Annotated in this window: 19 protein-coding genes; 16 read left to right on the top strand and 3 right to left on the bottom strand. The window is 62.7% G+C overall.

Annotation, left to right across the window (positions count from 1 at the left end; genetic code table 11):
* The first annotated feature begins 56 nt into the window (after window positions 1-56).
* The 6 genes from SNOV_RS09785 to SNOV_RS22575 all read left to right on the top strand — a co-directional run bounded on the left by SNOV_RS09785 (window position 57) and on the right by SNOV_RS22575 (window position 5,757).
* The gene (locus tag SNOV_RS09785) at window positions 57-1,184 is read left to right on the top strand and encodes a phage major capsid protein (protein ID WP_244412917.1); all 1,128 of its coding nucleotides are present in this window, start codon (window positions 57-59) and stop codon (window positions 1,182-1,184) included.
* A 145-nt stretch (window positions 1,185-1,329) separates the two neighbouring features.
* Window positions 1,330-1,578, top strand: a complete 249-nt coding sequence (locus SNOV_RS09780) for a hypothetical protein (RefSeq protein ID WP_013166759.1) — start codon at window positions 1,330-1,332, stop codon at window positions 1,576-1,578.
* A 76-nt stretch (window positions 1,579-1,654) separates the two neighbouring features.
* Complete coding sequence (locus SNOV_RS09775) at window positions 1,655-1,873, top strand: hypothetical protein (RefSeq protein WP_013166758.1); 219 nt, start codon at window positions 1,655-1,657, stop codon at window positions 1,871-1,873.
* Window positions 1,863-4,301, top strand: coding sequence for a tape measure protein (locus SNOV_RS09770; RefSeq protein ID WP_013166757.1), 2,439 nt, complete (start codon window positions 1,863-1,865; stop codon window positions 4,299-4,301). Before SNOV_RS09775 ends, SNOV_RS09770 begins: the two co-directional genes overlap by 11 nt.
* A gap of 66 nt (window positions 4,302-4,367) precedes the next feature.
* Complete coding sequence (locus tag SNOV_RS09765; protein WP_013166756.1) at window positions 4,368-4,658, top strand: hypothetical protein; 291 nt, start codon at window positions 4,368-4,370, stop codon at window positions 4,656-4,658.
* Window positions 4,651-5,757: a DUF2793 domain-containing protein gene (locus SNOV_RS22575; protein ID WP_013166755.1), complete on the top strand. Its 1,107-nt coding sequence runs from the start codon at window positions 4,651-4,653 to the stop codon at window positions 5,755-5,757. The genes SNOV_RS09765 and SNOV_RS22575 overlap by 8 nt, the downstream gene beginning before the upstream one ends.
* 1,020 nt (window positions 5,758-6,777) lie before the next feature.
* Here the strand turns inward: SNOV_RS22575 and SNOV_RS09755 are convergent.
* Both SNOV_RS09755 and SNOV_RS09750 read right to left on the bottom strand, forming a co-directional pair.
* Window positions 6,778-6,990 carry a hypothetical protein gene (locus SNOV_RS09755; RefSeq protein ID WP_013166754.1) on the bottom strand — a complete coding sequence of 71 codons (213 nt, stop codon included), beginning with the start codon at window positions 6,988-6,990 and terminating at the stop codon, window positions 6,778-6,780.
* A gap of 433 nt (window positions 6,991-7,423) precedes the next feature.
* A complete protein-coding gene (locus SNOV_RS09750) occupies window positions 7,424-7,669 on the bottom strand; it encodes a helix-turn-helix domain-containing protein (protein ID WP_013166753.1) in 246 nt (81 codons plus the stop codon).
* Window positions 7,670-7,789: 120 nt separating this feature from the next.
* Between SNOV_RS09750 and SNOV_RS09745 the strand changes: the two genes are divergently transcribed.
* The 5 genes from SNOV_RS09745 (at window position 7,790) to SNOV_RS23785 (ending at window position 10,276) form a co-directional block, all read left to right on the top strand.
* Window positions 7,790-7,999, top strand: a complete 210-nt coding sequence (locus tag SNOV_RS09745) for a hypothetical protein (RefSeq protein WP_013166752.1) — start codon at window positions 7,790-7,792, stop codon at window positions 7,997-7,999.
* A gap of 2 nt (window positions 8,000-8,001) precedes the next feature.
* On the top strand, window positions 8,002-8,409 hold the full coding sequence (locus SNOV_RS09740; RefSeq protein WP_013166751.1) for a hypothetical protein: 408 nt from the start codon (window positions 8,002-8,004) through the stop codon (window positions 8,407-8,409).
* Window positions 8,406-8,597 (top strand): hypothetical protein, encoded by a 192-nt coding sequence (locus SNOV_RS09735; protein WP_013166750.1) that lies wholly within the window; start codon window positions 8,406-8,408, stop codon window positions 8,595-8,597. Before SNOV_RS09740 ends, SNOV_RS09735 begins: the two co-directional genes overlap by 4 nt.
* Window positions 8,598-9,049: 452 nt before the next feature.
* Window positions 9,050-9,316, top strand: coding sequence for a hypothetical protein (locus SNOV_RS09730; RefSeq protein ID WP_013166749.1), 267 nt, complete (start codon window positions 9,050-9,052; stop codon window positions 9,314-9,316).
* Between the two features lie 462 nt (window positions 9,317-9,778).
* Window positions 9,779-10,276, top strand: coding sequence for a hypothetical protein (locus SNOV_RS23785; protein WP_187291104.1), 498 nt, complete (start codon window positions 9,779-9,781; stop codon window positions 10,274-10,276).
* 480 nt (window positions 10,277-10,756) lie between these two features.
* Here the strand turns inward: SNOV_RS23785 and SNOV_RS09720 are convergent, their stop codons facing one another.
* Window positions 10,757-10,993 (bottom strand): helix-turn-helix domain-containing protein, encoded by a 237-nt coding sequence (locus SNOV_RS09720; RefSeq protein WP_013166747.1) that lies wholly within the window; start codon window positions 10,991-10,993, stop codon window positions 10,757-10,759.
* A gap of 147 nt (window positions 10,994-11,140) precedes the next feature.
* On the opposite strand from SNOV_RS09720, the gene SNOV_RS09715 reads away from it, so the two are divergent.
* The 5 genes from SNOV_RS09715 (at window position 11,141) to qatA (ending at window position 21,211) form a co-directional block, all read left to right on the top strand.
* The gene (locus tag SNOV_RS09715) at window positions 11,141-11,806 is read left to right on the top strand and encodes a hypothetical protein (protein ID WP_013166746.1); all 666 of its coding nucleotides are present in this window, start codon (window positions 11,141-11,143) and stop codon (window positions 11,804-11,806) included.
* A 377-nt stretch (window positions 11,807-12,183) separates the two neighbouring features.
* Window positions 12,184-15,342 carry a TerB N-terminal domain-containing protein gene (locus SNOV_RS09710; protein WP_013166745.1) on the top strand — a complete coding sequence of 1,053 codons (3,159 nt, stop codon included), beginning with the start codon at window positions 12,184-12,186 and terminating at the stop codon, window positions 15,340-15,342.
* Complete coding sequence (locus SNOV_RS09705; RefSeq protein ID WP_013166744.1) at window positions 15,339-16,661, top strand: ATP-binding protein; 1,323 nt, start codon at window positions 15,339-15,341, stop codon at window positions 16,659-16,661. Before SNOV_RS09710 ends, SNOV_RS09705 begins: the two co-directional genes overlap by 4 nt.
* Window positions 16,662-16,671: 10 nt before the next feature.
* Complete coding sequence (locus tag SNOV_RS09700) at window positions 16,672-18,885, top strand: DEAD/DEAH box helicase (protein WP_144295974.1); 2,214 nt, start codon at window positions 16,672-16,674, stop codon at window positions 18,883-18,885.
* Window positions 18,886-19,408: 523 nt separating this feature from the next.
* Window positions 19,409-21,211, top strand: a complete 1,803-nt coding sequence (gene qatA, locus SNOV_RS09695) for a Qat anti-phage system ATPase QatA (RefSeq protein WP_049785722.1) — start codon at window positions 19,409-19,411, stop codon at window positions 21,209-21,211.

Raw genomic sequence — 21,211 nt, 5'->3', positions numbered from 1 at the left:
TCCCTCACAACCTGACTTCAATCAACTGGCGCCTGTGGCGCCGGAAAGGACTATACGTGTCTGATCTTCTTGCCGCCAAAATCACTGAACTTGGCGATGCCTTCAACAAAAAGGCCGGCAATCTCGCCACCCGCCTCTCTGAGCTTGAGAAGCGGTCCGCCACTGAGCGCGACAACCCGGACGCCACCGACGTCGCTGGCGCCGATGCGCTTGAGCGCGCCATTCTCAACGCACCGTCGATCCGCGACCTCTCGTCGACCTTCCGCGGCAAAGCGGTGATCAAGCTTGCTGCCGAGAACGCCGCCATCACCTCTGACAACAGCACGGTCGGTGCCGGTCGTTCGGCGGGCACGTCGCTGGTTCCGGGGCAGCGGGTCGGCGGCATCTACGGGCCGTACCGCCGAGAGCTCGTTCTGCGCGACGTCATCGGCAGCGCCCGCACCACGTCCTCGAGCGTCGAATACGTCCGCGAAACCGGCTTCACGAATAATGCCCGGCCGGTGACCGAGGGCACGACGAAGCCGACTTCGGACCTGACCTTCAACATGTATTCGGCGCCCGTTCGGACGCTGGCGCACATTTTCAAGGTGTCGAGGCAGATGCTTGACGACGGCCCAGCGCTTGCTGCGTACATCGGCCGCCGGGGCACCTACGGGCTCAAGCAGGTCGAGGAAAACCAGATCCTGTTCGGCAATGGCACGGGCCAGAACCTGAACGGTCTGGTTCCGCAGGCAACGGCCTTCGCCCCGGCGTTCATGTCGGCTGCGGAAACGGCATTCGACAGGATCAACCAGGCCATCAGCCAGGCCGAAGACGCCGAAGTGCCCGTCAATGCGATCGTGCTGAATAAGCGGGACTGGCGAAAGATGCTCGGCACCAAGGCCGGCGACGAGCGGTATATCTCCGGCCAGTCTCCGTTTGGCCTGCAGGAACCGCGACTTTGGAATCTTCCGGTGGTGGCGACCAATGCCATGCCGGTGGGAGAATTCCTTGTCGGCGCGTTCGGCGAGGCTGCCACTATCTTCGATCGACTTGATGTTGAGGTTGCGATTTCGACTGAGAACACCGACGACTTCGAGAAGAACATGGCGACTATTAGGGTCGAGGAGCGCCTAGCCTTCGCGGTGTTCCGTCCGGAAGCCTTCGTCACCGGCGACCTCGACAGCGTCGTGACCTCGGGCTGATGAGTTCCCGCGCGCGGAAATGGGACGGCTCGCTCGGTCGCAGCGGATGGCGGTCCGCGCCGGTGTAGTTCCTTGCCGCCATCAGCGTGAGCAAACCCCGGCCGGGTCGGCCCCCTGGCCGGGGATCCTTTTCCAGGAGCATTTGATGCCGCTTGGCACGATAATCTCTTACATGCCGAAATCAGGCTGCGGCACCATCGCCGCCGCCGAGGGCGATCTTCCGTTTCGCTTTTTTCCTCCCGCCGGCCAGCCAGTGCCAGCCGTCGGCGCGCTATACCGGTTTGACGTCTTCACCGGCATCGCCGGCCCGCCGCGGGCTGCGAACCTCCGTCCGGTCGATCCGGTGGCTGTGGAGGAATGCGACCGGGTTTTCGGGCGAGAGGGGGCGGCGTGAAAGTGTCGGCCCTTCGCACCGGGGGCCGGCGCCTCCCAAGCGCGCACATTTTTCCAATTGAAAATATGAGGGTCGAATGACCACTACCGACGCCGCGCACGACGCGGCCCAGGCCGCTGTGGCCGAATTTGCCCTGGCCGCTGATGCCGCGGGCCATGACCTTGCTGCCCTCGGTGAGGCGATGTTGCACGCCGGCATGATTGCTCTCCGCCGCGCTGTCGGCGCCGAGCGGGCGGCGTTCACGGCGCTGACGATTACGCGCGCCGCGCTGATGGATGATGCCGATGGCCACTGATTTGGAGCGCTTGGTCGTCCAGCTTTCGGCGGACATCAAGTCCTATGAGGCCGCGATGAACCGCGCCTCCGGCATCACCGCCCGGCGAGCGCGAGAGATCGAGAACAAGTGGCGGCAGACCCAGAAGCGCCTCAGCGGCATCGGCCGGGATATGGCGAGCGGCATCATCGCCCCGCTGTCCGGCATTGGTGCTGCCCTTGGCGCTCGGGAAATCGCCGCCTATGCCGACGCATGGACGGAGGCTGGCAACAAGCTGCGTGCGGCGGCCACCTCGTCCGGTGTGCAGGTCCGCAGCCTGAATGACCTTAAGGACGGCGCTAACGCCGCGCGCACCGATCTAGAGAGCTATGTCGACCTCTATGCCAAGCTGATCCGTTCCGCTTCCGGTGTCGCCGAGAGCGAGCAAGAAATTGCCGCGGCCACGCAGATCGTGGCGCAGGCGTTCAAGGCGGGCGGCGCGTCGGCGCAGGAACAGGCGGCTGGCATTCTACAGCTTGGCCAGGCTCTTGGCTCAGGCGTTCTACAGGGCGACGAGTTACGGTCGCTGCGTGAAAATGCGCCCGTCATCGCACAGGCGATTGCCGACGAGTTCGGGGTGACGATCGCCGGCCTTAAGGAGTTGGGCGCCCAGGGCGAACTGGTATCCTGGCGAATCTTCCGGGCCATCCTGAATGCGCAGGATACGGTCGCGGCTCAGTTCAAAGCCACCAACGCCACCATTCGTGACGGCATCACGGCGGTCAACAACGAGTTCCTGGCCTATATCGGCAACGCCGATAGTTCGGCCGGCGCCAGCCGCGGCCTCGCACAGGCGCTTCTGAGTCTCGCCGCCAACTTCAATGGCGTTGCCGACGCTGCGGTTGCCTTCGCGACTGTCGTGGCCGGCGCCCTGACGGGCCGCGCCCTTGCAGGCATGGTGACGACGCTCGGCAGCGCGGTAGCCGCCCTTGGGGCGCTGCTGACGGCCCTGCGCACCGGCGCGCCCATCGCGGCGACGTTCACCGCGGCGCTGGGACCTATCGGACTTCTGGCGGGCGCTGCCGCCGCGGCGTTGGTGCTTCTGACATATCGTCAGGAAGGTGCTGATGAAGCCGCGCAGGCTCACCGCAAGGCGCTTGTGGATCTGCAGGACGCGTACGCGGCGGTGCGCCGCGGCAGCGAGGGCGCTGAGAAGAAGCTGGCCGATCTGTCGGCCAAGCATCTGGAGGCCGCCAAAGCCGCCATCACTAACGCCAAGGCCCAACTGCAGGCCGCCCAGGCGGTGCAGGCCGCTGGCGAAACAACCATGCCGGCGTTTGGGCCGGAGGGCTTGCTGGCGCCGGCCGCGCAGGCTGGATTTGTTGAGCGCAACACCGCCGCCGCGATTGCATTGCTGGAGAAGCGGCAGACCGAGCTCGCCGACCTCGAAAAGCGCCTCGCCAACCCGGAAGTCGGGCTGACGACGGACACGTCCGGGTACGGCAACGCGCCGACGGCGACGTCGTCCCCGAAGGTGGGGCGGCGCACCGCCGACGACCGCTTCCGGGAGGATATCCAGGCGGTCAAGGACCGCACCGCCGCACTCGCTGCCGAGCAGGAGCTTATCGGCCAGAGCATCGCGGCGCAGGAATCGCGCCGGCTGCAGCTGGACCTTGAGGCTCAGGCGCTGGCGGACCTTCGCGAGGAAGCGCGGCGCAAGGGCGAGACCGACCTTGAGAGTATCCAGCTTGCTCCCGAGCAGGTGGCGGCGATCAAGGAGGTTGCCGACGCCTATGGCCAGCAGGCCGAGGCTTTGGCCAAGGCACAGCAGGCATTCGCCGATGCGAACGACCTCGCCCACGGCTTTGCCAGCGACCTTGCGTCTGGGTTGCTGGACGGCGCGAGCGCGGCTGATGCGCTGTCGAACGCGCTGGATAACGTCGCCGACAAGCTGCTCGATATGGCTCTCAACAGCCTGTTCGATCCGAATGGTGGTGTGCTTGGCGGGCTGTTCAAGGGGCTGACGGGCCTTGCCACTGGCGGCCCGGTCGCGGGCTCCGGCGGCATCGGGCATGCGGCGACTGGCGGGCACATCAGTGGCCCCGGCAGCGGCACCAGCGACAGCATTCCCATGATGCTGTCCAACGGCGAGTACGTCGTCAACGCCAAGCAGGCGAAGAAGTACGCGCCGCTGCTCGAAGCCATCAACTCCGGCACGATCGGCACGATCGGCAAGATGGCAGGCGGCGGGCTTGTTGCTCCGCGGTTGCCGCGCACGTCGTCCGTGGCGGCTGCCAGGGCGCCGGGCGCCGTGACTGTGTCCTACGCCCCGAACGTCACTATCGAGGCCGGTGCATCGGCGGAAGCGGTGGCGCAGTTGCAGCGCGTGCTTGCGGAGGATCGGCGGTCGTTCGCTACGCGGACGATTAAGACGATTCAAGAAGCACGCCGGCGAAACGTCGGCATCTAGCGCGGCGACAGCCGCACCTCCTCATCCTTATTTCAACCGCGCGCTGCGGCGCGCCACGGAGTCTCTATGGCCTACGGCCGGGATCTTCTAACCACCTACGACAAGGGCACCATTTCGGTGGCCCACGGCTCGCGCGTCGTTCGCGGCCAGGACGTCTTCTGGCTGGACGTGCAGTCGTGCGACAGCCTCATGATCGGCGACATCAGCGCCACGATCGCGGCGGTGGACGCCAGCAGTCTCACCACGATCGAGCTCGCAGCGCCTTGGTGCGGCGAGACGGCCGAGGACGTCACTTACCTGATCCGCTTCGACGCGCCGTCGCGCTTTCCGGGATATATGGGGCACGCCGATGCCTGACATTTACACGACCGGCACCGTGTCGGTAGCAGCCGGCACGACCACCGTTACAGGCTCCGGCGTGCTCTGGAGCGACGTGCGGGCCGGCGATGAAATTCAGATCGGCGACCTTCCGGGGCGGGCTATCGCGTCGCTCACCGACGCCACGCATCTCGAGCTCGCCACGCCGATCGGCGTCGATGTTGTGGGGGAGGTCTACACGCTGCTCCGCAATGCCCCCTCCCGCTTCACCTCCGGCTACCTTGCCGAGCAGGTGCGCGCCCTCGTGGCGCGAGCCGGCGTTCTGGAGGCGGCCCGTCCGAACTACGAGGTGCAGAGCCTGGGTAGCAACGCGCCGCCCGGCTCGCCCGTAACCAACGACATGTATGTCGTGGGTACGTCGCCGACCGGGGCGTGGGCCGGGCGGGCCAACAACCTGGCGCAGTGGACCGGCTCGGCGTGGCTGTTCACGGCGGCTGACCATGGCATGTCGGTGGTCAGCGTCGCTACTGGCGTTATCTCGGTGTGGAACGGCACGTCGTGGCTGGCCTATGTGGCGCCGACGTCGTTCATTCAGACGCTGATGGACGACACCACAGCCGCGGAGGCGCGAACCACGCTTGGTGCGACGGCGTTCCGTGCCATGGGCACGTTGACCGCCGCGGCCGGCTCGTTCGCCCGCTTCACCGGCACGGGCGGCGCCGATGCGGTGATGCAGGCCATTGCCGGAACGGTGAGCCAGAGCGGCGGCACGCCGACAGGTGCACTGTTCGAAAGCGGCTCGAATGGCAACGGCAACTACGTGAAGTTCGCCGACGGCACGATGATATGTTGGGCGACGTTCACCACCCGCCAGGTCAACGTCGCCAGCTCCGCCGTGATAGGCGGGTTCCGTTCGGCAGAGATCACGCCGACGTTCCCGGTGGCGTTTGCTTCGGCTCCTGCCGTCGTCACGTTTGCGACGGGCGGAACTGGCAGCGGAGGGGCGTCTACTGGAGCCGCGACGACGGTCAATAATGCTGCGGCCACATCTGCTACAGGTTTTGCTTTCTACCTGGCCGCGTCGCAGAGCACCACCGTAGCTGCTGCTGGCTATGTAGCTATCGGCCGTTGGTTCTGACGGCCGGCCGCCGGGCTCGTTGGGGCGCGGCGGCTCTACGTTGGCAACAGACCGAGCCGCCAAAACCTATCGCAAGCACCTTTGCCGCGAGCCGTTAGCCGGTAAACGGTGTGGCCGCTCAGGTTCACACCGGAACCCTCGGCGAGTCCCATTTTAAGTAGGTCGTCCACCGCCACTTGGTCGACGCCAGCCATCGAAGAAAGTGGGATGTCGCGGCCGCGAAGCCTCGCCAGCGCCATGCGTTGCAACTCCGTAACCGGATGGAAATCCATTATTGCCCCCTGGTCACCGCGGCCGGGTGACCGATCAAGATCGCACGCCGAGAGGGCACTGTCACGCGCGAAAGGCGAGATGGATCGCGAGCACAACTTTTCGCGGCAAGCACCGCGAGGGTGGCGTGAGGCCGATGGTGGTGGCTCGGCGGTTAGCTGCCTGCAGGAGCCGGCGCAGCTGGCGGGAACTCAAAGAACGGCCCCTCGCCGCGCTCCCGCGCCGCCTCTGATAGCCAAAGCTTCCACCTCAGGATGGGGGCGCTGTGATGGCCCGGAGGATCACCTATAGTTAGCGTCGGAAATGTTAGCCCCAGCGCACCGTGCCCGTCTTCCGTTGCGTCATTTAGTACAATGCAAACCCCCTTAACCGTAAGGTGAAGCGAGCCGAAAACCTCTGTGTGTATCGCGTTTTCCGGCCGCGTTTGCTCGTTGGCTATTGGTTCTATTATCCAATCGGCTCCGAAGCTAACACAATATAAGCTGCTCGCGATTCGCCTGTACTGGAACTGCGGATCAATTATTGCGATCCCATGTCCTATATGCTGATCTCCTAGAGCAATCGCCAAATCCACTCCGTTGCGAAGCCTTACAAGTTCGCCAGCCACACAGTCTTTCAGTTCTTTATAGCGAAATTCCGGATCAATCTTCATCCCCACCTCCTAGAGCGAAACCTGCCGAGGCTGCAACCCAGAGTGACGTTGCGGTGCGCAAGAGAAAGTGGCGATTTAATGGCCACTTTCTTGGTGGCTCACAGCCCCGCGACGAACGTCCGCACGTCTTCGAGCGTGGCGTCATAGGGGCGTTGAGAGCATCCCAGGATCAGCATGTCGCCCTCATCGACCACCTCGTACCCGGTCCCAAACTCTGCGCGGGTCCAATGGTGCGCAGGCGTCTTCTGCAGGCGGAAGCCAACCTTGGCGAGGCGGCGGCGGATAGTGGATTCTGACATGTCGGCACGCATCGTCGATCTCCTATGGAGTTGATGACCGTTGCGTTGCCAGTTGAGGCGCGTGTGTCGGTTCACGCCGCTGGTGCCTCGGCCGACAGGCTTGCCGGCGTCATGGGCTGGATATTGGTGTTCGAAGAGGCCGTAGGCGTCAAGCGGCGACGCACGGCCACGCCGGCCGCTAGGCTTGCACCTTGGCTAACCGAATGAGCCTACGATGCGCAGCGATCATCCGCTGCCACGATCGCCCGGTGTGGTGTATCAGCCTTATGCACTCTGCCGAATCGGCCGACCGTCCGGCCATAGCCAAGGCTGCAGATTGGTCGTCCAAAGCCAATTCGAGATTGGATAGTGCTTCGCGGATGTTAGTCATGACATCCCACCCTCTACGACGAAGCATCATTACATTGCCGGCGCCTAGCGTCACGAATGGCCCGCAGCGTACCGTTCACAATCCCGCGTGGAGCCTCAACACTACCCCATCGCCGCCCGCCTCATCGCCTTGGCTGACGAACTGGACGCCTGCGGCTTCGAATGCCTGGCGCAGCACAACCAGCGTCGCGTGCTGGGGCGTCGACTTCTCGCCCTCGAAATTGCGGATTGTCGCATTGCCGATGCTGGACGCCTCGGCAAGACGCTGCTGTGACCAATCGAGAAGGGCGCGAGCGGCCCGACACTGCGCGGGTGTGATCATGACGCTCGTATACACGGGATCAGGACGTTTGTCGCTAGGTGTAGCGTTTTTCGCTTGCGTTAGCGTTAAGTGATCGTTTATGGCTATTGATAGCGATAATCGCTATTGGAGAGCCGCCCCATGACCATCCACACTCCCACCCCCCGCCTTGTCGATCGCGCCACCGAGACCGAGGTCCGCATCATTTGCGAGCGCCAGATCGCTGCCAAGATTTGCGGCATGCTCCCGGCGGACGAGAATTCCGCCCAGCGCATCCTCGCGAACGCCAGCAAGATGTTCGAGCAGTTCCTGTCGCTGGAAGCGGTTCGCGCCGACTGGGTGGAGGGCTGATCATGAACCTTCAGACCCGCACCGACATCGACCGCGCCATCGAGGCCGCGTGCGACATGCACGACCTGCGCGCCGGCCAGACCGGCACCATCCGCACGCCGCATCAGCCGAGCTACGACCAGCCGGTCGACCAGCCGCCGATGGAGCTCACCGCCGAGGAGGACGACAGAACCGTTCCCGCCCTCGCGGCCGACTACTGGCGTCGCCGCGCCGAATGGCTGCCCCTAAAGGCGCGCTGGGAACCGATGCACACTGTGGCCCTTAATGCCGCCGAGGCCGTCATTAAGGTGCTCGCAAGCACCACCGGCATCCCACCGGGTTGCGGCAGTGGAGCATTGTGGAGGCAATCTCCGACGCCACCGGCGCGACGGCTGCCGGCCGGGACGACAGCGCCGCCGAGGAGCGCATGAACGCAGTGCTCGGGCGTCTCATCGATCGCCCTGCGGCTTCGCTGCCGGAGTTGGCGATCAAGATCAAAATCGCGTTGCTCGAGCTTCACGACATCGAAGACGCCAGCGCCGTGGACATCGCCGAAGCCGATTGGCCGGTGCACGTTTGGACGCGGATCTACCAGGACGTGGAGCGGCTGGCCGCCTGACGTGCTAGCGTCCTTCTGCTGGCGGGCCTCCCAACGGTCGCACCCCTTTGCCGGCGTGCCCGCCAGTCACCAACATCGCCGGCATCTGGCGTCGCAGTTTGGTGGCACACCTGTGAACAACATCCGGAATACTCCCTGGCCGCACTGGCGGCGCTGGCCGGTCGGCAAGCCGCTGCTTTAGCGCTGCCAATTTTATGCTGCTCATACAGCCGCAACCTCGGGATCATTCGACACCTCAGGGTCCCGAATTTTTCCGACGCCGAGAACGAAAACAGATAATATTCATAGTCATACCTCTGCGGGACATCGAATAAACAATAACTTTTCTCATACGAAATTATACATACTCCTATGTACGATTAAATACTCAGACGAGATATATTTTCGATTTTACGAAACAATTATCGGAACGCCTCGTTGTAATTGCAATCGGCCGTCATTAGGAGGCAGAAATGACCAAAAGAGATGTTAGCCTTTCAGCCCTCGCCGCCGTGGCAATCCTGCTGGTTGCCACCCCTGCCGTCGCCGCATCGTCCGGCCCCCGCAACGAAGCGCGGCTCGGCGACAGCGTCGAGACCGTACAGCGCCGCGAACATGAGAGCGTGCGTCGCCAGCAGGTCCGGCAGACGCAGGGCGTGCCGAAGCTGCAGATGTTCTTCGGTCCGCTCTATGAAGGTCGCAACTCGCCTTGGCAGCGCACGAAGCGCGCCGTCGACTGAGCAGCCCGTCCACTTTAGGCGAAGCGGAGAGGGGCGTCCTTGAAGAGGCGCCCTTCTTTTTGTGATCGATGGTAGCTCCCCGTGCCGCGTATCGGCGCGCCTGATCTCGCTGCCCCCTGCTCCACCAAGATGACCTCATCGCGCGCAGCGAGACAAACCTGTCGAGAGCACGCCTTTGTGCAGATACAACCTAATGGCGAAGGCGTACTGTATGAAATCGTCGCTAGAAATAGCGTGCGCCGAGAAATGTTCGGACGGCGGCCGTATCGCTCGTCCGCAAATCTCGAACCCCGGCCACCGCCGAGATTGGCATCCAAGATGGACAATCGAGAAATCGCGCAGGGATGCGAGATGCATTGTTATGCTTGCGAGTCGACGAACGTCATTGTGACCGCCGACGGGCCCAACTCCTTTATCGTTGACTGCATGGACTGTGGCTCCGGCCGGAAGGAAGATCTTGGCATGACAGTCCTTACATCAAAAGAAAAAGACACCGCAGGGCTAATTCTGCCACGAAACATTGCGCCTATGAACAGCCCGATGTTCATTGCAGACAAATATTCTGAAATGGCAGAGGATTACAAAAGCCTGGCGAGCATGACGGACAATTTTTCCGAAATTGCAAAATTTCGGAAATTACAGAAAAACGCCGAAGATATGGCCCAGAATGAAGCCTGGCTAAACGAAAATTATGAAAACACCCTGCATTCAAATGATTCCGTGCGGGACAACAAGCCTGCCTTTGCAGCAGAAGAAGAGTATGTGCTTCGTTGCCTGGGAGCTGCACTTCTCATGCAATGGCCTAGCCTTCCTGCGACGATACAGCGAGAACTGTTTGACAGTGCAGGGGCCTTAGGGGAGCTGCAGAACACCGCCTTGCTGAGAGGGCAGATAGCGCGGTTCCTGCACAGACACAAAGATGACGCGTCTCCAACGTCGGATTTGGCGGGATCATCCTGAACGGCACCATAAGACCGCACCCCGCCCGTTGCTCCGCCGCCCCGTCGCCCTAACCGGCGGCGGGGTTTTTCATGAGGTTCGACTCCACGGTGGAGCCAAGGGGCAGGGCAGGGGGCCGATTCTCACCCTCAATGGCGCTTCAGGGCCGCCGACGCAGTAGGGAATACAGTAGGGAAGGAAAATTCACCGTCGCCAGAAAGCTAGCAATATCAAGGCTTTGGCGAGAAATGATGGCTCCCTGAGCAAGCAAAAAATACCTTCAGCAGAGCATTCAAATGTATGTGATACGTATTATTTCAGAATAGGTGGAGCCAACAAATAGGCCAACAATTTCAAGGTACTATATGAGTTGGGCTGGGCTCCATTGAGACGCTATGCGAACTTGGGCGGAGCGCAAGGATTAATTCGGGCCACCGGCGCGTTATTCGGCTTCGGCCGTAATGATGACCCCGTCGGCCCACTGTATCGGCGAAGGCGCCGTCAGTTCGATTCGGAGGGCTTCCGGAAGCGCACGCCAGCGCCGCCCCCATTCTCCGGAATAAACTCGATGCCGGCGGCCTCAAAGGTGGCACGGATGGTTTCCATCGTTCCAGCCCGAAGACGCTCACCGCGCTCCAGACGCGCGATGGTGTCAGGCGAAACGCTCGCCTTTTGCGCCAAGTCGCGGGTACCCCAGCCGAGCGCCACACGTGCCATTTTCGACTGGATGGGCGTCATTTCGTAACGGTGATACGATTATTCATTGAAGGCTGCCGTCGCGAGAGTTATCGTACCAAGGTTACGATTATCGTTTAGGCGGCCGTTCAGAGCGTTGGCCCGCTCAGAACGGCCTGACCACAACCCAAGCTGTCTGGAGCTCGGATCATGGCTGATTCTGAGATTAGCACGACTCTGTCCCGGCCATCCCGGAGGGACGTTCTCTCCGCCGCCCTGCTGACGGCCGGCGCCGCTTCCTTCAACAGTTCGTCTGCGGCCGCGCCGCGTGATGGCGGCACGACGGATGCCGCTATCATTGCATGGAAAGCGTGGCGCACCGCGCATCGGCGCACGCTCGCTCTGTGCCGGAAACAGCAACGCCTGGAGTCCGAACTTGCGCGGACGATCGGTTTTCCGCAGGTGGTTCTTGCTGCAGCCGAGCTGCCGTCACCAGTGCGGATCGGCTCGCTGTGGCAGTTCGATGAGCTTGCAGCCGATCTGCCGTCGCTCTGCTCACAGCGCGAAGAAGTTGCTGCCGCGCTGCGCGCGCATCAGCAGCGATGGGACGAGGCGGATCGCACTATCGGCTACTCCGTCACCCGAGAGCAGGAGGCGGCGGCGTGCACCGCTGAAGAGCGTCTGATCGCGAGGCTCTTTGCGGCAGACGCCACGTCTCTGCGCGGACTCTCCGCAAAGCTCGACGTGTTGATCGCCATCGGCGCGGACGGCGCCGAGGGGCGGCATTTTCCGTGGCCGGAGCTGCGGCGTATCCGCAGGGATGTTGCGCGCTTGGTGCAGCTGCAGCGTCACGATGCAGTCGGCTTCACTGATTGAAGCAGTGCTGTCGAGGCCCGTGCGGAAGCACGGGCGGGCGCTCGAATTCCGTTAAGGCAATGGCACATCTGTTCTCGGCCCGGCACCATCGGGACTGTGGCTGAGATTACGAGACCTTCGCGACGGTCGTTCTGATCTACCTTGCCATCAGCGCTGGCATCGTCGGCGTGCGGAAGCTCGCCGAATGGCGCCATCCGGTCAAAATCTCTTCTATCCTTATAGCTGACAAATCTACGATGGATTTGGAGTTTACAAGGCGGCCCTTTAACATGAGAGCTCAGCCTGCGGCCTGATGACGTCCCGACGCTTCCATCGCAATTTATCCGCGTTTCCAACGCGATCTGCAGACGCTATGGTCGTTGAAGGGGGCGGGTGCCATGAGAGTATACGCGGGCGCGAATACGTTACTTGGGGTGATTATCGCCGCTTTGATCGTGTCGAGCGTGTTTGCGCAGGACGTCCCGTATAATGTCAGCCAGATACAGCGCGCGCTGGTCGATCACGGCTACAATATCGGCGCTGTGGATGGGCTTTGGGGACGCCGGTCGATCAACGCCCTCGCGGCTTTTCAAAAGTCCGAAGGCCTTCCCGCGACGGGAGAACTCAGCGATGAGACGGTAGAGAAGCTCCTGCAGTCCCCGCAGCCTAGGGTAATGGCGCCGGCAAGAGCGATCACGCCCGCTTTACCGGCCGGTCCAACTCCGTCTCCTCAAGCGCCGGTCGTGCCTACTCCGGTCCAGCGCCGCGATCCGGAACCGCCACCTTCCATGTCGCCTTCGAAAGAAGAGGCCGTCCTTTCCCGGCCGGTGGAGGTTGCGCGGCAAGCTCCTGCACCAGCTTCTACCCCGGCACAAAACGTGTCGCCACCCGCTACTTCTTACCGGCCGGGATGGATTGGGATCGCTATCATTGCTGCAGGCGTGTTCTTGGTTCTTGTCCGCCGGGGTAGGGCGGCGCGGCGTGCCGAAGCGACCCGAGCCCGGGATACTGCCGGCATCAAGGCGCCGCCGCGTGACCTCAAGCAGACGGCCCCTCCCTCCGTCGTCGCCACTTCTCCCAAGGTGCAGCCCAAGCCGGTACCCGCCACTGGCCATATGTCCGAAGATTTGAAGGCCTCGATCGCCGCTCACAATGTGAGTGTTGGCAAGGCCATCAACGTCAAGCAGGCGGCGGACGATCTCGGCGTGTTGGCGGTCGCAGCCGCCATCGGCGCTGAGTTGCCCATGCCTGTGGCCCCTTCCCGTGCCGACGATGCGTTTCCGCTGGATGCGCTGAAGGCCAGCCTAGCCGCCCACAATGCCGGTGTGGGGCAAGCTATCCGCGCTGCTCCAAAGATAGCCAGAGACCGCTCGTTCATCGAACGGCTGACAGGGAGCATGGGCCGAGACACATCTCCGCGGTCCGATGGTTGGATACCGGCAAACCAGACCGTCACGGTCGGTAAGCATGTCCTCTCCGGCGGGCTGATTTATGTTGGCAGCCGCCTGCCGCAATCAGGCAATGGCCACCAGGCAGAGAACTGTCTGATCAACCCTCGCCTTGCTATTGGGAGTCGTGGCGACCCGGGCGGCCACACGATGGGGTACTGGCCGTCATATTCGGAGATCACGGCCGAAGCCCGGCGTTCCTATCTGGACTGGCTCGCAGGGCCGCGGTCGGATCCGTCGACCTATATCGGCTATGTGTTCCTGTACTTTTATGGCCTTGAACGTCGGTTGATGCTCGAACAGCACGCGCCCGATGCGGAGCGGGTAGTCGACGAAGTGCGACGGCTGTTGCGGATCTATGGCAGCCATCACTCGTTCCGGCGCTATGCCCAGGACCTCTTGTCGTCGTACGAGTTGCAGTCTGCGCGTGATCCGGAACCGGTAAGCCCCGGGGAAGCGGCGGGAGGCTATGAGGTGCCGCTGTCGATCAAGGCGGCGCTGGGTGTTCGGGTGCGAGACGGGCGAGCCATCGAGGCTGACCTGTTGCTGGCTTATGTCATGGCGCACCCCGAGACCAGTGTGCGGACACCTGCGAAGCGGGCGCTGGAGGAACTCCGGGCGCTTTTCGCCCTGGAACTCGGCAAACGAAACCCCGATGGTTTCATGATCTCGGCAAGCCGAGCCAAGCGTCTCTCCGCCAGCTATCGCGCGTGCAGCGGCACGTTCGAGGTTGAGATATCGCCGTTCGGTGGCGATCTGCCTGACATTTCAGGCTATAGTCGACCGCTAAAGGCGGGTCGGGAACTGCTCGAGATCTGTACTGGACAGCTTGAGGACTATAGCCGGGCTGTCGGACGTGCAGGTGGCCCCCCGACCTTGGCAATCCTTGCCCGTCTGCCGCTTTCTATCAGAGAGGTGCGCGCTAGGCTGGTGTCAAATGCGCCCTTGCGGCAGCTTGAGGCTTTGAGCGGCGCGACCTCGGTGACCAGTATTGAGCAGCTCCGAACGATCGTGGGCAGCGCTGATGGCACTGACCTCAGTCGCGCGAAGCTTCGGGATCTGGCGGGTGTCCTGGCCGCCTTTGGCTTCGGTATCACTGCAGACCCGGCCTTTGCCGCGCGCACGGCAAAAGCAGACGAGCCTGTTGTCCTCTTCCGGCTGTCTCGCCCCGCTGCCACGCCTACAGAATTGGAGCCGAGCCCGCACTACGCTCACATGCAGGCGACGTTGATGCTCGCCTTGCTGGTCGCGACCATCGACGGGACCCTTCATGAGCAGGAGCGGCAGGGTCTTATCGCGCGCGTGGCCGCTGCGAAGGAGCTGCCTGAGGACGAAAGGAGACGCCTGATGGCCGAATTGGTCGCGCAGGGGAGCTCACCCGGACGTCTGTCCGACTGGATGAAGCGCCTGAAAGACCTTGAGGCGGTGGACGGCGATCGCGTGGCCGACATGCTGGTAGCCGCCGCAGCCGCCGATGGTCGTATTGAGCCAGGCGAGGTCGCACTGCTTGAGAAGCTGTTCTCCCGTCTCGGGTTGGAGGATTCCGCACTCTACACACGCCTTCATGGCGGCATCGCCACACCTCTCACAGACATGGACAACGAGCTGCCGGTTGTGGTCCCGGCCGGACAGCAGCCAGCGGCGGCGTCAATCCCGCCGCCTCCCACCGGCAAGGACAGCCGGCCGGCTTTGCGCGTCGATCTGTCCCGTCTTGAAGCCATTCGCCGTGAAACGCGGTCAGCCTCTGGTGTCCTTGCCAATATCTTCGCCGAAGAAGAGACTGCCGCGGAGCCCGAGATCCTCATCACAGCCGATCGGGACACGGCGGAGGATGTCATGTTTGAGGGGCTGGAGGGACGTTACGGGTGTCTCCTCGCGGATCTCGCCGAACGGGATGAATGGTCGTCCGCCGATTTCGAGCAGCTTGCCCGCCAGGCGGGCCTCATGCCGGGCGCGGCACGCCAGATCTTGAACGACTGGTCGCTTGATCGATACGACGAACTCGTCCTGGAGGGCGAAGACGTCGTCCTCGTGAACCGTCATCTGCTTCCTTCGTCTTCTGCCGCCATCCCCGCTGCTTCCGTTGCTGATTCACGAGTCGACGCATGAGCCAGAAAGCCCCCCTCATCCGCCCCCGCGACCGTGACACTATTCTCACCGCGCTCCGCGCCGGCGTTGTGCCGCGGGTGGGTCTTCACCACATCCAGGTGGGGCGGCAGCGCGAGATCGAGGCGATGATCCGAGATGTCGACCGGATCGCCGAAGGCGGCTCCAGCATCCGCTTCGTGATCGGGGCCTATGGCGCGGGCAAGACGTTCTTCCTGTTTCTAATCCGACAGATCGCGCTTCAACGAAAGCTGGTGGTCTGCCAGACGGACCTGTCGCCGGACAGACGCATCCATGCCACCGGGGGGCAGGCCCGGACGCTATATGCGGAGCTGGCCAAAAGTCTGGCGACCCGCGCGGTGCCCGATGGCGGTGCGTTGCGCAGTGTGCTGGAGAGTTTTGTTCAGAAGGCAAACGAGCGCGCGCTGGCACGAGGCATCCCGATCGAGGCCGCCGTACGGGAGGGGCTCGGCGACCTCCGCGAAATGGTGGGTGGTTATGATTTCGCCGCCGTGGTCGCGGCTTATGCCCGTGGCTATGAGGAAGGTGACAGCAACCTGCAGGATGCCGCCCTGCGCTGGCTCCGTGGCGAGTACACGACCAAGACCGAGGCCAGAGCCGAACTTGGTGTACGGACCATCATCGACGATGCGATGGTCTACGATGCTATACGCCTCCTGGCCCGCTTCGTTCGGATTGCTGGTTTTTCAGGTCTGCTGGTGTGCCTGGACGAACTGGTGAATCTCTACAAGCTGCAGAGCTCCCAAGCACGGAAGCAGAATTACGAGCAGATTCTTCGCATTCTCAATGACGTTTTGCAGGGAACGACAGAGGGGCTCGGGTTCATCCTGGGAGGGACGCCCGATTTCCTTCTGGATACGCGACGCGGGCTCTATTCATATGAAGCGCTCCAGTCGCGTCTGGCCGAGAACAGCTTCGCGACGAACGGGCTTGCGGACTATACCGGACCGGTCATCAATCTGCCGAACCTGACCCCGGAGGAGCTTTTTCATCTCCTGGAGAGGCTTCGCGATGTGTTTGCGGCGGGCAAGGCCGAAGACTGGCTGGTGCCCGACGAGGCCTTGCATGCGTTTATGGAGCATTGCGCCAGCCGGATCGGGGAGGCCTACTTCCGGACGCCCCGTAACACCGTCAAGGCATTTGTGGACCTTCTGGCGGTACTCCAGCAGAATCCTGGGGCCGACTGGCGCGAGTTGCTTGGCACGGTTGACGTTGCGGAGGACCGTGGCGACTTGCTTGACCAAGAGATCATCGCGGTCGAAAGCGATCCGGACGACGAACTTGCTACCCTCCGCCTTTGACAGACTGGCCATGCCAGTCCGTCGTTGGATCTGGCAGCAAAAGTGGGCCACGCTGCGCGACGTTCAGGAAAAGGCCATCCCCGCGGTTCTCGCCGGGGGCGATATCGTTATCTCTGCGCGGACCGCAGCCGGTAAGACCGAGGCCGCGTTCCTGCCGCTGCTCTCGCGACTGGTGAACAGCGAGCAGACGGCCGACGGCTTTGCCGTCCTCTATGTTGCCCCGCTAAAGGCGCTGATCAACGATCAGCACAGACGCCTGGAAAGCCTGTGCGAGGCCTGCGGGGTTCTCCTGCACAAATGGCATGGCGACGTCGACGAAAACGCGAAGGCACGTGCGCGCAAGCGGCCTTCCGGCATCGTCCTTATCACCCCAGAATCACTCGAAGCCCTGCTGGTTCGCCGTGGTAGCGAGGTTCTCCGCCTCTTCAGTCGGCTTGACGCGGTCGTCATCGACGAACTGCATGCTTTCATCGGTACAGAACGCGGCATGCAGTTGCAGTCGCTGCTGACCCGCATCGAAGTTGCGGTCGGGCGTCCGCGCATCGACCGTATTGGGTTGTCAGCCACCCTAGGCGACATGATGCTTGCGGCAGAATCCCTGCGGCCAGGCGGTGGTTCGTCGGTTTCCATTGTAGAAGGTACCGATGCGGGCAATGGGCTGAAACTTCAAATCCGCGGCTACGAGCTTCATCCGTTCGAAAAACCTGAAGAGATCGCGGATGACGATCCGGAAACGGACCCAGCAACTGCCGAGCCCTTCGATCGGTCGGAGGTGCCAGGCGCGCTTGCTGAGGATCTCTTCCGCTTTCTCCGTGGCCGCAGCAACTTGCTGTTCGCAGGTTCGCGCGCGAGGGTTGAGATCTATACCGATCGCCTGAGCACAATGTGCTTGAAGCAGAAACTGCCCAATGAGTTCTTCGCCCATCATGGCAACCTGGCCAAAGCGGTGCGCGAGGAGGTCGAGGTCCGCCTGCGGGACGATCCCCGCCCCACTACCGCCGTTGCGACCATGACGCTGGAGCTTGGCATCGACATCGGCGACGTGGCGACGGTTGCGCAGATCGGGCCGGGATTTTCGGTCGCCTCACTGCGACAGAGGGTAGGGCGGTCTGGCCGCCGCGCCGGACGTCCGGCCATCCTGCGCATCTTTGCGCCTGAGATCGTGGCTGGTCCCGGCAGCCATCCCCTCGATCGGCTCTACCTTGAGCTGATCCAGTCCATAGCCATGGTGGAATGCTTGCGAGAGAACTGGTGTGAACCACCGGCGCACGCCGGACTGCACCTCTCGACGCTGGTTCATCAACTTCTAGCTCTCATCTTGCAGTTGGGCGGGGTTAGTCCCTCTGTTGCCTGGGAGGTGCTTTGCGGTCGGGGGCCTTTCCGCCTAGTGAGCAAACCCCTTTTCGCCGACCTCCTGCGGTGTATGGCACACTCGGAAATCCAACTCGTCGAGCAGTCGCCGCAGGGGCTGCTGATGCTGGGGGCCAGAGGCGAGCAGATTGCGGAGTCCTACGAGTTCTATGCGGTATTCATGTCAGAGGTGGAATATCGCATCGTTCATGAAGGCCGCACGCTGGGCACCTATCCGCTGGGCACGCCCCTTGCGGCCGGCGAGACGTTAATATTTGCGGGACGGCGTTGGCTCATCATTGAGATTGACGACGATGGGCGAGTGATCCTGGTACGACCGACCCGTGCGGGCAAGCCGCCCCAGTTCTCAAGCGGTGGCGGAGAGATACACGATTACATCGTCGACAAAATGCGGGCGATTCTGGCCGGGAACGAGGCGTTTGTTTATTTGGATGCCTGTGCCAGCCGGCTGCTTGCCGACGCCCGAATAGCCTTCGGCAACCTCGGGCTGCACCAGCAGAACATCCTGCCGTGCGGCAGGAACACCCTCGTCTTTCCATGGGTTGGCAGCAAACGGCTGACTACGCTCCTTCTTGCCTTGATGGCGCGCGAGCTGAAAGGGACGGCGGCGTGGCACGCCCTCGAAATCCAGGACGTGCGCTGTGATGGTGTCGCCCGGCATCTCCAGGCGCTGGCCGATGAGCCGGAGCCCGACGCCATGCGTCTAGCCGAGAGGCTCTCGCAGCCGCAACTGGCCAAGTTTGACTACGTGCTCTCACCGGAGCTTATGAAACGTGTGACCATCCAAGAGAGGTTAGATGTATCAGCAGTTCCCTGGATGGCGCGACGAATTCTTGAGCTAGACAGGTCGTAATCCCCTTGCACTAGACGACGGCGAGGGCGCAACGATTGTGTGCGCCGTAGAGGCCGGCGCCTTTGCTCTTCTGACGAACGCAGGGCGTGTATTCTGTGCACCGGATCGTTCGCCACACTGGCGCTCGGCTGCTCTACCGAGCTGCTGATGCACCCCCTCCATCGCGCCGATTACTCCACGCCTGTCTCCGGAAGAATTCGGCAGCGCGTTTCGGCTGCCCTCCGGAGGGCAACGTCTTGGGCATATGAGGTCCGCATTGCTGTGGGCTGCGGCGTTTCCGGGCTCCCAATAGACAATCTTCTTGCTACTCTACCTTGAGATGCAGGATCGGGGATTTACGTGACGACAGTCGAGAACGATGCGCACGTCGGCTACATCATCGATCAGGAAACCCGTGTCGACCTGCTCCGCAACGAGGCGATCGCAGCGACCGTCGTCGAATTGATCACCGCAGGCCACGAACACGCAATCACTGTGGGAGTGCACGGGGATTGGGGGGGCGGGCAAGTCGAGCGTGCTCCACATGGTGGAAGCGGCGTTCGAGAAGGATGGCTCCGCCCACCAAGACAGTCGTCTCTGCATCCGCTTCAACGGCTGGGAATTCCAGGGATTCGAGGACGCCAAGATCGCCCTCATCGAAGGCGTCGTCACACAGCTTGTCGCCGAGCGGTCGTTGATGACGACCGCGAAGGAAGAAGTTGCTAACGTCTGGAAGCGGATCGACTGGTTGAAGGTTGCGAAACGCGCCGGCGGCCTGGCCTTCAACGCGGCGACGGGACTGCCGAGTCCCGACCAGATCACGGCGCTTATTGGGACCTTTCAGGCCAAGATCGAGGATCCATCCACCTTCCTGACCAAGGAAAACGGTGAGGCGGCCCTCGCCGAGCTGAAAGAGGTTTGGAGGGAAAAGCCAGACTCCAAGAAGGTCCCCGAGGAACTCCGCCAGTTCCAGAAAGCCTTCAAGGAACTCATCAAGAAGGCGGGCGTCACTCGCCTGGTGGTGCTCGTCGACGACCTCGACCGCTGCCTCCCGGAGACAGCGATCCAGACCCTTGAGGCCATCAGGCTGTTCGTGTCGCTGCCGAAGACGGCCTTCGTGATCGGCGCCGACGAGGCGATGATCGAGTACGCCGTCCGGCGACATTTTAAGGATCTGCCAGAGACAGGCCCGTCGAAGGGCTATCCCAAGGCCTATCTCGAGAAGCTCATCCAGGTCCCGTTCCGAATCCCCGCGATGGGTGAGACCGAGACCAGGATCTACGTCACGATGCTGTTGGTCGGGACGTTGGCGGGCGAGGATTCCCCGGGATTCGTCAAGCTGCTCGACGTCGCTAAAGACCGAATGTCGCGGCCTTGGCTCCGGGAGACGATCGAGGACGCCGATGTGAAGGCGGCGCTTGGGGCCGAGTACGTGCCGGCGATCGCGAGGGCTGTGGCGATGGCCGACCGGATTAGCGCGGTTCTCGCCCGCGGCGCCAACGGCAACCCACGTCAGGTCAAACGCTTCGTCAATGCCTTGAACCTTCGGCTGCGCATCTCCCGAGCCCGTGGTTTCGGCACCGCCATCGATCCGGACGTGCTGGCCAAGTTGATGCTCGTCGAGATGTATCACCCCGATGTCTTCGAGCACGTCGCGCTTTCGGCGGCCGCTGCGCAAGACGGCAAATCGCCCGCGCTCCGCGCTCTCGAGGAAGCAGCGCGGCGAGGAGGCGCCCCGGACCCATCCGACGCGGGAGACAAACCTGCGGCCGAGGACGGAAGCGATGCCGCTGCGCCCGACAGTCTCGTGGAGAGCTGGCTCACTCGAGAGGACATCCATCGCTGGGCCAACGTCGATCCGGCGATCGGGGCTCTGGAGCTCACGCCCTACCTGTTCGTGGTCAATGACCGGCGATCTTACGTCGGCAAGGGCCGGCCGCTGTCGGCGCAGTTGCGTGGCCTTCTCGAGAAACTCTCAGGTTCAAGCTACTCCGCAGCAAGCGTGAAGCAGGAAATTAAGGGCTTGGATCTGGGAGACGTCGAGACCTTGTTCGTCAGCTTGAGGAGCGCGCTTCTCGTCGAGAAGGACCTTCAGCAAAGGCCTGGCTGCACGCACGGTCTCGGCGTGATCGTCGAAACCCATCCGGGCTTCCAGTTGCGTCTGGTCGAGACACTCGGCGAGCTTCCCGTGGGCAACCTTGGCGCCTGGGCGGCGTCCGCCTTCGACAGCGTCGTCGTCAGCGGAACCGCCAAAGAAAGGTTCGCCGCCATCCGAGATCGCTGGCGGAAAGACGGCAGCACGCGTCTGGGTCGAGCACTCTCGCTGACGGCCGAGGCGGGTGACTGA

The sequence above is a fragment of the Ancylobacter novellus DSM 506 genome (assembly GCF_000092925.1).
GTDB lineage: Bacteria > Pseudomonadota > Alphaproteobacteria > Rhizobiales > Xanthobacteraceae > Ancylobacter > Ancylobacter novellus.
The sequence above is the reverse complement of the archived record's forward strand: the minus strand, read 5'-3'. Positions and strand labels throughout refer to the sequence as shown.

Excerpts from the sequence above, each read along its gene's own strand:
- SNOV_RS09755 (WP_013166754.1), bottom strand. The coding sequence starts at position 6,990 with ATGCGTGCCGACATGTCAGAATCCACTATCCGCCGCCGCCTCGCCAAG.
- SNOV_RS09720 (WP_013166747.1), bottom strand. The coding sequence starts at position 10,993 with ATGACGCCCATCCAGTCGAAAATGGCACGTGTGGCGCTCGGCTGGGGT.
- SNOV_RS09765 (WP_013166756.1), top strand. The coding sequence starts at position 4,368 with ATGGCCTACGGCCGGGATCTTCTAACCACCTACGACAAGGGCACCATT.
- SNOV_RS09735 (WP_013166750.1), top strand. The coding sequence starts at position 8,406 with ATGAACGCAGTGCTCGGGCGTCTCATCGATCGCCCTGCGGCTTCGCTG.
- SNOV_RS23785 (WP_187291104.1), top strand. The coding sequence starts at position 9,779 with ATGACAGTCCTTACATCAAAAGAAAAAGACACCGCAGGGCTAATTCTG.
- SNOV_RS09710 (WP_013166745.1), top strand. The coding sequence starts at position 12,184 with ATGAGAGTATACGCGGGCGCGAATACGTTACTTGGGGTGATTATCGCC.
- SNOV_RS09715 (WP_013166746.1), top strand. The coding sequence starts at position 11,141 with ATGGCTGATTCTGAGATTAGCACGACTCTGTCCCGGCCATCCCGGAGG.
- qatA (WP_049785722.1), top strand. The coding sequence starts at position 19,409 with ATGGTGGAAGCGGCGTTCGAGAAGGATGGCTCCGCCCACCAAGACAGT.
- SNOV_RS09700 (WP_144295974.1), top strand. The coding sequence starts at position 16,672 with ATGCCAGTCCGTCGTTGGATCTGGCAGCAAAAGTGGGCCACGCTGCGC.
- SNOV_RS09750 (WP_013166753.1), bottom strand. The coding sequence starts at position 7,669 with ATGATCACACCCGCGCAGTGTCGGGCCGCTCGCGCCCTTCTCGATTGG.
- SNOV_RS09745 (WP_013166752.1), top strand. The coding sequence starts at position 7,790 with ATGACCATCCACACTCCCACCCCCCGCCTTGTCGATCGCGCCACCGAG.
- SNOV_RS09730 (WP_013166749.1), top strand. The coding sequence starts at position 9,050 with ATGACCAAAAGAGATGTTAGCCTTTCAGCCCTCGCCGCCGTGGCAATC.
- SNOV_RS09705 (WP_013166744.1), top strand. The coding sequence starts at position 15,339 with ATGAGCCAGAAAGCCCCCCTCATCCGCCCCCGCGACCGTGACACTATT.
- SNOV_RS09740 (WP_013166751.1), top strand. The coding sequence starts at position 8,002 with ATGAACCTTCAGACCCGCACCGACATCGACCGCGCCATCGAGGCCGCG.
- SNOV_RS09780 (WP_013166759.1), top strand. The coding sequence starts at position 1,330 with ATGCCGCTTGGCACGATAATCTCTTACATGCCGAAATCAGGCTGCGGC.
- SNOV_RS09775 (WP_013166758.1), top strand. The coding sequence starts at position 1,655 with ATGACCACTACCGACGCCGCGCACGACGCGGCCCAGGCCGCTGTGGCC.
- SNOV_RS22575 (WP_013166755.1), top strand. The coding sequence starts at position 4,651 with ATGCCTGACATTTACACGACCGGCACCGTGTCGGTAGCAGCCGGCACG.
- SNOV_RS09770 (WP_013166757.1), top strand. The coding sequence starts at position 1,863 with ATGGCCACTGATTTGGAGCGCTTGGTCGTCCAGCTTTCGGCGGACATC.